Raw genomic sequence first — 13,497 nt, forward strand, 5'->3', positions numbered from 1 at the left:
TACAAACATGTCCTTTGCGTAGTCAGACATTTCATCATTGAAAACTTTTTTTCTGTATTTAACGACCAAACAAGATGATAATACAGTAAGAACACTGAATGGTTGTTGCTATCTAATTTCATTGTAGTGTCAGCCTTTCTATTGCTTAACACTAATTATACTATTAAAATACTAAGTATTCAAACAAAGTAATCTTTAGGCTTATGCCTAACCGACATTCATCTCCCACTTACTTATTGGGCTTTGCCCTTCACATTCCTTGAAGTGGGAGTCTTCTGTCGGAAATTGATAAAGTTTCGAATGTTATATATGCCATTCACGTAAATACATTTGATACCTCATCTATAGACAACCATGAAAATGTATCTATTCTTTCAACTATTACAATAATACCATATAAAAAGAAAAATTTTCCCTAACTTTAACAAGCTAATAGTTTGGAAACGTGTCACGAAGAAAGTATCCTTTTCACCTTTTCGAGTCTATATAGTACGTGAAAGGAGGGGAAAGCAAATGGCATCGATCGAATTCAGAAACGCAGTTGGAAAGGTGTATTTCGACGGCGGGATGACGCATGATGGGAAATTGATCAAAAAGTCGAAGTCCTACCGTAACATCGCAGAAGGGGTGACGGCTGACAGCCTATACATCGCCCTTACACAATTGGCACAGCTCTCCGAATATCCATTAATCGGAGCAGAACGAGTAGAAACGGCAGACATTATGAACTAATTGGAAAGGGGAGATGAAGAATGGCGAAAACGTTACAATTGAACTTCACGACTGCTGTGGGAAAACAGACATCCCTAACAGTGGACGAGCCACGCGCTGATTTGACACCAGCCGAAGTGGAAGCAGCCATGCAGGAAATTATCGATTCACAAGTTTTTGAAGTGGATGGCTCTTTTCTTGCAACCGTAAGAGGCGCTCGCATTATCGAACGTACTGTAGATGAACTGGTAAATGCATAACAAAATTGGCTCTCCAGCTTGGCTGGGGAGCCTTTACTATTATCGGAAGGAGGTTTCATTCAAAATGGAACAATGGCTAAATTTGATACAGCAAATCGGATTTCCGATTTTTGTATCCTTTTATCTCTTGCACCGGCTTGAAACGAAACTCGAGGCCATACACAATGCGCTTGTTTCTTTGAAGGTGAAGTAAAAGAAAGGTACCAGGCACCCATTCAATTCAGAACTGTTCGGGTACCTGGTACGTTATTTAATGTATTTTCAAAAACTAGACCGCAGCTTCTTCATGGATGAACTCAAAGAATTCGCCTATATGGACGAGGCCATTCCAATCGGGTATGAACAAACCATTTCCCAGCCTTCCCTCGTCCTCGAAATGACATTAGCAATCGATTTGCAACATGATGTAAAAGTGCTCGAAATTGGAACGGGCTCCGGCTTCCAAACTGCCCTCTTAGCTGCCTTTTCGAACGCTGTATATACAATTGAACGAATTGCCGCCCTGCATGAACGGGCAAAGGAACGACTAGACGAAGCCGGTTTCTCTAACATCCACTTCAAGTTAGATGACGGGAGCAACGCTTGGGAAGAATCCGCTCCATACGACCGCATTATGGTAACAGCCGCTGCTGCCCAAGTCCCTCCCGAGCTCGTAGACCAATTAGCATTTGGAGGGAAAGTATCAATGACGTCGGAACTTGATTTGTAAAAGGTACCAGGTTCCAAAACAATTCAAAATCCAATGAGAACCTGGTACCAAAAAATTGTTACCTGCAGCTAAGTTGAGTATTGAATACTTCATTTTTTTTACTCGTTTAACTGATACGTGTAATTACAAGATGTGCTGAAACAGGATTTGTTCCTCCTGCGAGAGGAGTGATGGTAAGTGCCGTTGTATTTCCAGCGGGATTTCGCACGGTGAGTATTGTATTTGTGACTGACGTTTGCACAAGAGCTATTCCTACTATCTGAGAAGTACCGGTTGCCCGGCCGACTACCGTATATTCAAATTCAACAGCTCCAGCTCCTTCATCAAGAGTTAGAACCAGTTGACCAGGTTCAGTCACACTCACCTGAAAAAAGACCTGATAGGTGCCAATATCAGTCAAGTTAAATGTATCGGCACCCGTACGGAAAATTCCTCCGCCACTATTAGGCCCCTCTGCCGGAAAATCTACGTCTCCACCTGGTGGAACTGTTGCAGCATTATCTGGGGGCATCAATGCAAAAAAGTCTGCATAGTCTAGTACTAATCCTGCAGGTCCTTGAGGTCCTTGAGGTCCTTGAGCTCCCTGAATTCCTTGAGGGCCTTCTGGTCCTGTCTCACCTTGTGGTCCAGAAGGGCCCTGAAGCCCCTGAGCACCCTGAGGGCCTTGAGCTCCCTGTGGGCCAGTGGCTCCCTGAGGGCCAGTGGCTCCTGTCGCGCCTTGTGGTCCAGCAGGCCCCTGAAGTCCCTGAGCTCCTTGAGGTCCAGGAGGTCCTTGAGCTCCCTGAGTTCCAGTCTCGCCTTGGGGTCCAACAGATCCCTGAGGGCCTTGAGGGCCTGCTGGGCCGGTAGCTCCTGTATCACCTTGAGGGCCAATGGGTCCCTGAGGGCCAGTAAGGCCAGCTGGGCCGGTGGCTCCTGTCTCACCTTGAGGTCCAGGTGGGCCAGCAGGTCCTGGTGGTCCACCTGGAGTTCCAGGTGGGCCAGGTGGGCCAATGGGTCCTTGAGGTCCCTGAGGTCCAGGTGGTCCTGCTATTGGACAACAAAATGAATGGGAGCCTTTGCACACTATTGCTCTTTTAGAGCCGCCTGTTACTTTATGACTCCGATAGTTACCATACTTAGACAAGCAAATACATGAATTGCTAGAATAACCGCAACCTCCACAAAATTTCAATGTAAATCACCTCCTATTTATTTCTATTACTATCTTATGAACATAATGGATAAGCTCTCTATGCTTTCAAACTAGTACGATGGTGTATTTATGCAGTTTTTTTATTAATGACAATGATTGATTGTGAAAATATTATAGATAATAGTAATTTGAGGGATGTTTAATGTTAGACCTAAATAGGTGTATGCTCTCTGGGAGACGAATGTAACTGCTAAACTAAAATGGAAGCAGTAGCTTAAGAAAAGATTATATAGGAAGAGAAAATAGCAGTTATGAGAGTGTGTTAAAAGGATATTGGGAAATTAATAGAGGGGATATAGGAATGTCCACACCCATTGTAAAAGGTACCAGGTTCCAAAACAATTCAAAATTCAATGAGAACCTGGTACCAAGTTAGCGTTTTTCAATAGTAGCCATAATCTCGGTTCCAGCCAATGCTTGGACAGCCAAACGATCTGCTTCGGAATTCTTCTTCCTTGAAACAAGCTCATACTCAGGCTGAAGTCCAAGTGCGTCCATTTTCTCTTCAATCTTTTCTGCCCAACTGTACAAGTCCTTCTCAATCACCGGCCATTCCTCAGTTAAATGATTGATGACAACCCTTGAATCACCGATAATACGGACAGGTAAATGATGGACTCCTAACAATTCAAGCTCTTGCAGGCAAAGGTGAAGTGCAGCGTATTCAGCATCGTTATTTGAAGTTAACCCAGTGATAGACGCATTTTTCCTAAGTCTATAGGACTTCCCATTTTGGTCGTAATAAATGACGCAACCTACGCCGGCCGCCTTCGTTTCCCAATCGAACCCCCCATCGAAATAGACGATGATGTTATGCGGCTCTGTTTCAATTCCTTTCAAATAACCCTTCAACTCTTTAAGTGTCCATGAACTGTCAAATCGATCGACGAAGTTCACCTGTTTTGCGCGGCCCGTCTTCGCCAAATCCTCCGCGATTAATACAGCTTGCTCCGCTGACATTTCTTCGGACCGAAAGATTGTCTCCGCTCCCTTCGGTGATCTATACGTCCATGTGAGTAAAACAATCATTTCATCACCTCCAATAAAAATAGTTTGGCTAATGGGGGACGATTTAATTGGCACCATCTCAGATTTTATTCCAAAAAGGATTCACCAAGTCTTACGGTTCTCCAAGAACAGGATTTCCATTCGAACATGCCCAAAAAATAGTGAAGGGTGTTAGGTTATAGCCAATTCGAAATTTAATGAGAACCTGGTAACGAAAAAGGCTCTCCAGCTTGGCTGGGGAGCCTTTTCATTACATTAAAATTCAATGAGAACCTAGCACTCTAAACTGAAGCTACACTATAAAAGCAAAGTATAGTATAAATAACAAACAAAGCACATACATAATGGGATGAATTTCTTTAAACCGCTTTTGTGCTATTAAACAAAGTGGATAAAGAATAAAACCAAATGCAAGACCCATTGCCACACTAGAAGTGAGGGGCATCATGATGATCGTTAAAAAGGATGGAATCACAATTTCCAGCCTGCTCCAGTCTATTTTTCTTATTTCCATTGCCATTAATGCTCCTACAATAATTAACGCAGGGGCTGTTACTTCCAATGTAATAACGGATAACAACGGTGAGAAGAACAAAGCAATCGTAAAACAAGCAGCAATAACGACAGATGTAAAGCCTGTTCTACCTCCGACTGCAATGCCGGCAGAAGATTCAACACTCGTAGCAGGTGTGGATGTTCCCAATATAGCGCCAACTGCACTAGCGGTTGAATCCGCAAGCAAGGCTCTTCCTATATTCGGCACCGTATTCCCTTTCATCATTCCCGCTTGACTGGCCAGTGCAATTAAAGCACCCGCCGTATCAAAAAAGGCAACGATTAAAAAAGTGAAAATCACTGCAAGTAATTCAGGAGTGAAAATCTGATTTAAATGGGAAAACACGACACCAAATGTGGGTTCCAAGCTTGGTATACTTCCAATAATTTCCGATGGAACATTTATTAATCCAACAATCATTCCAATAATCGTAGTAATGATCATTCCATAAAAAATTCCTCCATTTATTCCACGCACTAACATAACAATCGTAATAACCAAGCCAATAATGGCGAGTAGGGTCGTAGGGGATGTTAAGTTACCAATCGAAACAAATGTCTCCGGATTGGCAATAATAAGCCCTCCATTTTTCAACCCAATAAAGGTAATGAAGAACCCAATTCCAGCAGCGATTGCATATTTTAAATTCAAAGGGATGATCGTAATAATCTTCTCCCGGATTTTCATGACACTTAACAACATAAAAATGATGCCTGCAATAAAAACACCCGTCAAGGCGACTTCCCATTGTATGCCCATCCCAATACAGACAGAAAAAGTGAAAAATGAATTCAATCCCATACTGGGTGCAATGCCGATGGGGAAGTTCGCAAGCAACCCGATAAGGAGTGTACCGATAATCGCAGTAAGCGCGGTTGCCGTAAAGACAGCACCACTATCCATCCCAGCTTGGCTGAGGATCAGTGGATTGACGACTAATATATACGCGATGGATAGGAAGGTTGTCACGCCTGCCAGTGTTTCCTGCTTATAGGAAGTATTCCGTTCCGTAAATTTAAAAAAGTTTCTCATGGTGTAATCTCCTATTTGCTAAAGTAAAGAATGAACGAGCCAGTTCATACTATTATGCCCTATATAATAAAAAACTTTGGCCTTAGATTGGACAAAGTCTTTTCTACAAAAAGGAATATAAAATTGCATTACTTTCACATTCCTTGTAGACGAGCCATTTAGGGTAGCTGGTAGAAACTTTCAAGCCGTATTCTTGAATTTATACAAGGTCTTTCTATTCTTTTTAAATAAATAATAGATGAATGATAACAAGTTTAGGGTAGAACGTCAATAAACTATTTTTGTATATTAAAAGGCTGTTTTCGTATAGATTGTTGCTTTCTTGACCATGCTGTTAAAAGGTTGATACACTATGGTTAAGGAGGCGTTTAAGCATGTGGACAGATGTATATGAAGACTTCAGTGATTTAACCAAATCAGAGCAATTGGCGTTGTTTGAAGCGATGAAACAGGACTTGTTCCCAGATGACCCCAATAAAATTACAGCACTACTCAAAAGCATTCGTGAAGCACGTTTTGCTTCTGGTTTGGGTTGCGTTCATTGTGGAAGTACAACAGTTAAACGTAATGGCAAATATCGCTCAAGACAACGGTACCTGTGTAGTGACTGCGGGAAATCGTTCAATGATATGACAAACACGCCATTTTCAGGCTCACATTACCCCGAGAAGTGGGTCAAATACATTGAACTGATGGTTGAAGGCTATACACTGCCGAAAATCGCCAAACGCCTACAAATCCATATATCTACGGCTTTTTACTGGAGACATAAAATCCTAAATGCATTAGGAAGCCAAGGCTTTAATCAACTACAAGGTATCGTAGAAAGTGATGAAACCTTCTTTCGTGAGTCTATGAAAGGAAAGGAAATCACTCACAGGAAAGCGAAAAAACGTGGGGAGAAAGACGAAAAGCGTGGAATATCCAACCTCAAAATTGCCGTTGTGGTCGCACAAGACCGAAATGGAAGTGTGATTGCCCGCATTGCGGGAAGAGGTCGCCCCAAAGCCGAAGAGATTGACACGGTGATAGGTGAATACATTCACCCGTCTGCTTTGTTATGTACAGATACAGCCACGAATTACAAGAAGTTCGCCAAAATAAAGGGACTCAAGCACGAAACGGTAAATGAACGTCAAAAACAACGTGTTAAGAAGGGTATCTATCACATCCAACACGTCAACAACTTCCACAATCGTTTAAAGGCTTGGATGGTACGTTTTCAAGGAGTTGCTACTAAGTATCTTGACAACTACCTCTACTGGTTCCGTTGGCTTGACCTCGGCAAGAATTCATCATTTGAAAATCGGGTAGAGCAAATGCTTATTTCAGCGTGTCAAAAATCGAATAAAACAACTGTGGAGATACTCAGAAGTGCATAAAAAAAGACCAATAAAAGGTCTCTTTTGTAGCATTTTTTTCACCTGTTGCACCCAGTTAGGTGTAGATGGCTATTTCTTTATTGTGCGAAATAGGAAATAGTAAACAATACCATTACAACTAAACCTACAACTGCAAAAACTAAATATATTCCACTGACAGAGAAAAAAATCATTTTTAAAAACTTACCGAATCCTTTTTTATTCATCTTCAAATCTATCTAGCCCCCTAATTAATCGTACTGACAAGAGATACTTTGACCCAAAGTAAGTACCTCTAAAATAGTATTGCAAATTCTTATTATATAAACCTTTCCCGTTAATTGAACAATAATATCCATAATATTAAAACGTTCTTAATGAGTGATAAGTTTCATTTTCGACAGGGATATTTAACAAAGCGTTTTCAAAAGCAACAAACTTTGAGAAAACAGCCTATTAAAATAGGTATTAGGTTCTGAAACAATTCGTAATTCAATGAGAACTTGTTTCCGATAAGTCGTTTTCTTGCTTTGAATCACACTGTTCAAATCTATATAGGCCAATAGTAACAAAACGACAATATAGCACGGGAAATGATCGATATATTTTGGGAAATGAACGATATCCTTCGTCAAATGATCGATAACTTCCGGGAAATGAACGATAAACCGTGGGAAATAATCGATTCCATTTTAGATAGCCCAACCTTTCTTCCCCTTATCTATTCGCAGCGTAGCAAATTCCAAAAACCCTATGTATATTGCAATTGAACAAAAATGAAAACCTTGCGTTAAAAATACAACTTGTATAGGTGGTAATGTAGATGAAAAAGGTTATTTTTTGTATCTGTAGGGGGCGCGAAATGGTTTGGGTGGAGGCGTATGAGAAAGTAAAGGAACTTGATAAAATCGCACAGATGCGACGTGCGATTGTTGCGGATTTGGCGGCTGAAGGAATGTCGAAAGAGCGCATTAAGGAGTTTGTTTCAGATTTTGGGTTGTAGATATCATTATATATGGTACATTCAAATTACCAAAACGCCCCAATTCCATAAGGAGGAATCCGCCATGTACAAAATTTCCAATACCAACGTAGAAAAAGTAGAACAGACGACTTTCTCCAACTTTGAGTTTTGGTACCAGGTTCTGAAACAATTCGAAATTCAACGAGAACCTGGTACCTGAAATGCATTAGGGTCCATTCTTGCAGGGACAAAAGAATTTATCGAAAAGGCAAAATTAAACCGCCAAAGACTTGGCGGTGGCATGAGACAAGCCGGAATAATTGCTGCTCCAGGAATATACGCTTTGGAAAATATGATTGAACGATTAAAAGATGACAACGACAAGGCTAAACAATTGGCGGAGAAGCTATCTTCAATAGAAGGTCTATTCATTAACTTGATTGATGTACCAACAAATATTATATCAGTCACTATACATCATAATGAAATGGATGCCGATAAACTAATCAATGAACTTAGAGGAAAAAGAATAAAAGTGAAAAAGATAGGGACAAAAAAGATTCGAATGATTGTTCATTATTTGATTACAAATGAACATATTGATTATGTCGTCAGTAGGTTTAGGGAACTATTGGAGGGAAAGGGATAACGAAAGATATCATACAAATGATTTAAGATCTTTTAACTTCTCTTGAAGGTTTATTTTTGGTATAATAGGAATATAATAAAAGAGAGAAGCGCAAGCTACTTCTCCCTGCAACCTCTACCGTCAGGGTGGTGGTTGTCAAAGAATTTTTATTTACTTCGAAAACCACCCTTTTGCTTGCGACGGCGCTGGGTGGTTTTCTTGTATTCTAGAATGTGTATCCGAAAGATATGTGCGCTTATTGCGCGAACCATTCCCTTCAGGACTTCCCGTAGAAATTCAAGAAATGTTTCCATGATTATCACCTCCCTTCCAAAAAGGAAAGAAGAGGGACAACCAACCACCCTAACAATATCTGGTTGCACACAATCATTCTACCATAGTAAGATTAATATGAACATTAAGTTACATATAAAAAAAGGGGGTTCAATTAGTCACCCATACAGACTTCAACTCATTGATAGTAACATGTGCAGACCCCGAGACCTTCCTTCTATCCACTATTTCTGTCGCTTAAACTGATCTAAGGTACTTCCAATCTCATCCTTCCACTCTTTCCACCCATTTGCTCTTCTTGCCAAGACTACACCATCAGCCGCACTTAGTGAATGTATCAGGTTCCTAAACAAATTGAAATTCAATTAGTGAAGGGTACAAGGTTCTTATACAATTCAAAATTCAATGTGAGCCTGGTACCAAAAATTTTGTCCAGCTGCCTTTGCAATAATGTAAGACCTTCATCTAATAATGGTGGGTGCATTGTCAGTACATTTTCAATTTGTTTTAGATAGCAAGTCATCCCTTCTCCGTATACCGACACACCGGAAACCCGCCGCACCCATAAAACTTCCCATTTCGTCCTGCTTTCAAAGTCATAGCTGCCCCGCATTTCGGACACTCCTTGGTTGTCGAAGATGAATGTGAAGTGACAGGGCTAACAGCTTTGGCTACCGGGATACGACTCTTTCCTTGCCTGCTTCCCGTTGCATTTCTTGTCGTGTCTCTATGCTTTTTCTTCAGTGCTTTCTTCTCTTTATTATCTGTGACATTCAGCTGCTCGATTTTCTTGCCAATATCTTTCAATTCCGCTTCGCCAATGGACTTCTCCCTATTTTGAAAAAATCGCTGGAAGTTCAAAAGGTACCATGTTTTAAAACAATTCAAAATTCAATGAGAACCTGGTACTCGAAATTAGGCTCCTCATCCTGCAATGTCAAAAACACCGGGATGATTTTATATCCAGCATAAGCCGTTCGAACAAACTCGATGTATTCTTCAAGCTGCCCTTCAGATTCGGTGGACCAAAACTTGTTTTCAATCAAAACCGCCACTTGATGCAAGTGGGAAACAGCTAATAAATCGATTCGCTTCCGATTAGATGTCGCCAACTCTTTAAATACAACAAGGTCATGGTAAGAATGACGGCTCAGTTGAAGTACATCATAATTAGCAATCTTGTCTTCATCCTCATAATTAGCAGGATTGACAAAAACTTTTGCCATAAGCTTCTTAATGAAATATGAACCCAAATCATGATTCTGGCCCGGATCCATCAACCACGCCAATACATTGGAATGTCGGATTTCATAATTATCTACTTGCAGAACTTTAAATGGATTAAAACGGTTGAAGTGGTTATGTAAATAAGTGAATTGTTTGGAAAGGGAATTGGTTGTAAAGACCAAGAAATATCTCTATACTAAAGATAACAGGCATATAATTGGTTTCAATAACCAATCTAAAAAGGACCGCCTAATGCTGTGAACATTAAGCGGTCTGTAATAGCAGGTTCCCTTCAAGGGGGATCAGCCCGAGGTGAAATAATCCATCCTATGCGAGCTAGACACTCAAGGATGGATTATTTTTTATGGGTTAAACGACAATATAGCTACAATCAATGCTGCGAGTGTAAACGTGCGAGGTACCAGGTTCTAAAACAATTCGAAATTCAATGAGAACCTGGTACGTGAAATGTTGCAAACTAAGAAAACGCTGCACCAATCGCCTATCATTTAATACTTATACATTTTTTTGTGATTTGGCAAATATTTTTTCGCACAGCTTCCCATTTTACAAGTATCTACTTACTTTTCCATAAATTTCTCCAACTCTTCACATGATAGTTGATCAGGAGTTATTCCTCGTTGTTCACAATAGTTAAATAGGGCCCTAACCTTAATACGCGGCTCGTCGTTATCCTTCGGAATTGCAAATACTCCGTCAGGGAATTGACCTTCAAAATTTTCGTCGTCTTTTCGTAACATTTTATCATTCACCTTTTCAAGAGTATTCCCTTGTCCACCCGCTTAAAGATGAAGGTTACCCCTCATCCTCCAAGACTCGCTACGGGCGAATGGCTAATTCTTACCCGGCGGGAATCCCACCCGCTATATGCTGCAACTTTGCTCGGTCGCTCAACCTGGTACCTGAAATCTAATCTTTGCCATATATTTTTCATACGCCATGTCACCTTTTTTAGTATTACACGTTAAACAAGCACAAACGCAGTTTGCAATCGTGCTAAGCCCGCCTTTTGACCTTGGCAGCTTATGATCAATAGTATCTCCATACTTTCCACAATAGTGGCATGTAAGTTGATCACGTTCTAAAATAATCGACTTTAGGAGTCTTCTATGATAAAAATGATGAATGAGCGTACTATGATAGATTCCCGCAGCGCCCTCTTCCACTAACCTCTTTGCTTTTTCATAGCTTACGACACTTTTATATTTACGATTATTCAAGTCACGACCTCGGATCGTGATGTCACTGCTTTCATCGAGCGCAGATGTGTCATAACTATATGTCTGAAGGGGTTCAATAGTCCTTTCATGCCTGCGCTCTTTGCAATCATAGCAGTACGACTTTCTTTTTCCGCCGCTTTTCTTTCTTCCGCCTCCTGATGGGAATTTCATCTTATGTTTAAGTTCATTGCATATTTTGCATTGTTTATAGAGAGTGCAGAAGTCGCCTACGGAAACCCCCACTTCATCACCTCCGGCCTGGTTTTTATTAAAATAAAAATGTAGGGTAATAACTACTTATACGGAATACACGTCTTACAAACCAAGTGATTGCGATGCACCGATAAAAGGTATAAAGATAGGTCTTAAAAAACGAAGTGTGCCAGGTACTAAAATAATTCGAAACTCAATGAAAACCTGGTACACCAAATGCACTCTATTTTAAAATACAGAGTATTAATCAAAGTAGATCTCATAGTTTTTCACAATAAACATTTTAACGCTGGCTTTAATATCAATTTCTCGTAAATCACTTGAACTCATCAACTCAAACAATCTTAATCGATTCAAGAAGGGTTGAAGTTTCTCCGTCCTCAACAATTCAACTATTAATTTAACTTGCTCTCTCTTCTTCCTGCTTTCGCAATCTGGATTTTCAAGGATGGTTCTAACAATTCCCAGTAAAATATCAGTAAGTTCCACCCCAATTTCTTCGCCTTTCTTCCTGTAACCACATTCGTGAACGTAGAATGGCTCGCCGCGATAAAGAGCATGAATATTTAATTGTAACTTCATACTCTCTGCCAAATTTAAGGATACATATTCATTTGCATGTTCAATATATAAAGTAGATCGGATTGGACTTGAAGGGTCATACCCCCTTAGTAATCCATACATGATTCTTTCAGGTAATTTCGTGCATAACATATTCGTCATTATCTCATTGCCCTTCTTATCTGGATCAAATGTGCTAAACTTTTTTTCTTGAATAATTAGGTTCTGTCGGGAATAACGAATGATATTAAGCTGTCCAAATGGCGCAAGGGAAGATGCGATATCGAAAAGCAGCAGAATACCCTCCCTCTGCTTATAGTCCCCTTTGTACTCAGACCAGTGGTATCTGTAGGATTCATTTAATCGATGTAAAGAGAGAAATTGATTACTAAAGTAGATTCTACTTGGCAAAGATAGGCCACCCATTAGTTGGATTTTATCAGTTTTCGTTTTTCCGCTTTCATCAAAAAATATAGTCAAATCGGTGTAGTTTTCAAATTGTTTGTCCAAAAATTCTTACCCCCTTGACACAAATACATAATTCATTCATAATTAGGGTACGTTAAATAAGGAATGTATCTACTCGTGGCGCTTAGTTCACGCGTAATACACTCTACGTAAGGAACTGACGGCGTTTAGCTCGTCCGTTCCTTTTTATTTGTTTCTCACCCTGTTTTTTTGAAATTCTTTCAAGAACTGTCCAAATTCCATTAGTCTGCGCTATATCTTTACTAAAACCATCACTTATCCAAATTATCGATAGCATAGTCAGCCTCTTCTTTAGTGAATTTTTCCCCATATGGAGAAGTCAGTTGATCCCTTATAGCTTCAGGAGACATATTCATCGTATCTTGATATGTCTTAGCTTTTTCTAAGGCATTTTTGTTGTAATCTGATATCAAGTTATCGATTGCAAATTGGGCCTCTTCATCAGTAAACTTTTCGCCATATTCTGAAGCAAGCTGGTCATAAATCCCTTGCTTTGACATATGCATTGTTTTTGAATAAGTTGCGGCTTTCTTTAATGCATTACTTTTCCAATCATACTCAAAATTATCCATTGCATATTGAGCAGCTTCCACTGAAAACTTCTCTCCAAATTCTGAAGTCAACTGCTCGTAAATTGAGTCTTTGGACATGCTCATGGTTTTAGCATAAGACTCTGCTTTACTTAACGCTGACTTAAACTCTTTAGGAACATCATCTTGGACTTCTGAAACTTCGTCTGCCTCTTCCAGTTCTTCCTCTTTTTCTACCTTCTCTTCTTCCGGCTTTTCTTTCTTATCTCCTACACTAACAGCTACTTTCTCTTCTTCTTTTTTTGCATTTGATTCAAGTTTATCCTCCTCGCCGCCGCCAGTAGTAATAGCTATGACAAAGATAATTGCAATTATCCAAACCCACCACTTCTTGTAAAAAGGTTTTTTCATTCTTTTCTGCTCTTTCATCTCCCATACCTCCTAAATTTGTTTTCCTAAAGCTTTAAAAATGGAACTAGCATTGAATCAACGCAACCATTTGAATCTACTTTTTCCAC

18 protein-coding genes, 1 pseudogene and 1 riboswitch are annotated in these 13,497 nt (G+C 40.1%); of the genes and pseudogenes, 7 read left to right on the forward strand and 12 right to left on the reverse strand.

Annotated features, from left to right (window positions below; translation table 11 throughout):
• A pseudogene (locus ACFPZG_RS17105) lies at positions 1–122 on the reverse strand (transposase); the annotation flags it as partial.
• A 391-nt stretch (positions 123–513) separates the two neighbouring features.
• Between ACFPZG_RS17105 and ACFPZG_RS17110 the strand changes: the two are divergent.
• From ACFPZG_RS17110 to ACFPZG_RS17125, 4 genes are all read left to right on the forward strand, one after another.
• Entirely contained in the window at positions 514–732 is a 219-nt protein-coding gene (locus tag ACFPZG_RS17110; RefSeq protein WP_283734326.1) for a DUF1659 domain-containing protein, read from the forward strand.
• Between the two features lie 20 nt (positions 733–752).
• A complete protein-coding gene (locus tag ACFPZG_RS17115; protein ID WP_283734325.1) occupies positions 753–971 on the forward strand; it encodes a DUF2922 domain-containing protein in 219 nt (72 codons plus the stop codon).
• A 64-nt stretch (positions 972–1,035) separates the two neighbouring features.
• Entirely contained in the window at positions 1,036–1,164 is a 129-nt protein-coding gene (locus ACFPZG_RS17120; RefSeq protein WP_283734324.1) for a YvrJ family protein, read from the forward strand.
• A 60-nt stretch (positions 1,165–1,224) separates the two neighbouring features.
• Entirely contained in the window at positions 1,225–1,680 is a 456-nt protein-coding gene (locus ACFPZG_RS17125; RefSeq protein ID WP_381428169.1) for a protein-L-isoaspartate O-methyltransferase family protein, read from the forward strand.
• A gap of 106 nt (positions 1,681–1,786) precedes the next feature.
• On the opposite strand, the gene ACFPZG_RS17130 is transcribed toward ACFPZG_RS17125, so the two are convergent.
• The 4 genes from ACFPZG_RS17130 to ACFPZG_RS17145 form a co-directional block, all read right to left on the reverse strand.
• Positions 1,787–2,191, reverse strand: a complete 405-nt coding sequence (locus ACFPZG_RS17130) for a hypothetical protein (RefSeq protein ID WP_381428171.1) — start codon at positions 2,189–2,191, stop codon at positions 1,787–1,789.
• 29 nt (positions 2,192–2,220) lie between these two features.
• Positions 2,221–2,643 (reverse strand): hypothetical protein, encoded by a 423-nt coding sequence (locus tag ACFPZG_RS17135; protein WP_317941297.1) that lies wholly within the window; start codon positions 2,641–2,643, stop codon positions 2,221–2,223.
• Between the two features lie 604 nt (positions 2,644–3,247).
• On the reverse strand, positions 3,248–3,904 hold the full coding sequence (locus ACFPZG_RS17140) for a reverse transcriptase-like protein (protein WP_283734320.1): 657 nt from the start codon (positions 3,902–3,904) through the stop codon (positions 3,248–3,250).
• A gap of 271 nt (positions 3,905–4,175) precedes the next feature.
• The gene (locus tag ACFPZG_RS17145) at positions 4,176–5,471 is read right to left on the reverse strand and encodes an NCS2 family permease (RefSeq protein WP_283734319.1); all 1,296 of its coding nucleotides are present in this window, start codon (positions 5,469–5,471) and stop codon (positions 4,176–4,178) included.
• 126 nt (positions 5,472–5,597) lie between these two features.
• Positions 5,598–5,698, reverse strand: a riboswitch (purine riboswitch).
• Between the two features lie 147 nt (positions 5,699–5,845).
• On the opposite strand from ACFPZG_RS17145, the gene ACFPZG_RS17150 reads away from it, so the two are divergent.
• Positions 5,846–6,853 (forward strand): IS1595 family transposase, encoded by a 1,008-nt coding sequence (locus tag ACFPZG_RS17150; RefSeq protein WP_317941298.1) that lies wholly within the window; start codon positions 5,846–5,848, stop codon positions 6,851–6,853.
• Positions 6,854–6,930: 77 nt separating this feature from the next.
• On the opposite strand, the gene ACFPZG_RS17155 is transcribed toward ACFPZG_RS17150, so the two are convergent.
• The gene (locus ACFPZG_RS17155) at positions 6,931–7,065 is read right to left on the reverse strand and encodes a hypothetical protein (protein ID WP_317941299.1); all 135 of its coding nucleotides are present in this window, start codon (positions 7,063–7,065) and stop codon (positions 6,931–6,933) included.
• Positions 7,066–7,655: 590 nt separating this feature from the next.
• Here ACFPZG_RS17155 and ACFPZG_RS17160 point away from each other — a divergent pair.
• Together ACFPZG_RS17160 and ACFPZG_RS17165 are read left to right on the forward strand one after the other, a co-directional pair.
• Positions 7,656–7,835 (forward strand): hypothetical protein, encoded by a 180-nt coding sequence (locus tag ACFPZG_RS17160; protein WP_317941300.1) that lies wholly within the window; start codon positions 7,656–7,658, stop codon positions 7,833–7,835.
• A 220-nt stretch (positions 7,836–8,055) separates the two neighbouring features.
• Positions 8,056–8,445, forward strand: a complete 390-nt coding sequence (locus tag ACFPZG_RS17165; protein WP_283734601.1) for a beta-eliminating lyase-related protein — start codon at positions 8,056–8,058, stop codon at positions 8,443–8,445.
• Between the two features lie 792 nt (positions 8,446–9,237).
• Here ACFPZG_RS17165 and ACFPZG_RS17170 read toward each other — a convergent pair.
• The 6 genes from ACFPZG_RS17170 to ACFPZG_RS17195 form a co-directional block, all read right to left on the reverse strand.
• Positions 9,238–9,606, reverse strand: coding sequence for a topoisomerase DNA-binding C4 zinc finger domain-containing protein (locus ACFPZG_RS17170; RefSeq protein WP_381428175.1), 369 nt, complete (start codon positions 9,604–9,606; stop codon positions 9,238–9,240).
• Positions 9,603–10,127 (reverse strand): PDDEXK-like family protein, encoded by a 525-nt coding sequence (locus tag ACFPZG_RS17175; RefSeq protein ID WP_283734316.1) that lies wholly within the window; start codon positions 10,125–10,127, stop codon positions 9,603–9,605. Before ACFPZG_RS17175 ends, ACFPZG_RS17170 begins: the two co-directional genes overlap by 4 nt.
• 399 nt (positions 10,128–10,526) lie before the next feature.
• Entirely contained in the window at positions 10,527–10,706 is a 180-nt protein-coding gene (locus tag ACFPZG_RS17180; RefSeq protein ID WP_283734315.1) for a hypothetical protein, read from the reverse strand.
• A gap of 150 nt (positions 10,707–10,856) precedes the next feature.
• Complete coding sequence (locus ACFPZG_RS17185; protein WP_381428178.1) at positions 10,857–11,357, reverse strand: HNH endonuclease; 501 nt, start codon at positions 11,355–11,357, stop codon at positions 10,857–10,859.
• A 285-nt stretch (positions 11,358–11,642) separates the two neighbouring features.
• Positions 11,643–12,470, reverse strand: coding sequence for a hypothetical protein (locus ACFPZG_RS17190; RefSeq protein ID WP_317941301.1), 828 nt, complete (start codon positions 12,468–12,470; stop codon positions 11,643–11,645).
• 230 nt (positions 12,471–12,700) lie between these two features.
• Positions 12,701–13,408 (reverse strand): Ltp family lipoprotein, encoded by a 708-nt coding sequence (locus tag ACFPZG_RS17195; protein ID WP_283734311.1) that lies wholly within the window; start codon positions 13,406–13,408, stop codon positions 12,701–12,703.
• Positions 13,409–13,497: the final 89 nt, after the last annotated feature.

Origin of the sequence: Sporosarcina thermotolerans (genome assembly GCF_042658975.1) — a bacterium.
In the GTDB taxonomy this organism is placed as follows: domain Bacteria; phylum Bacillota; class Bacilli; order Bacillales_A; family Planococcaceae; genus Sporosarcina; species Sporosarcina thermotolerans.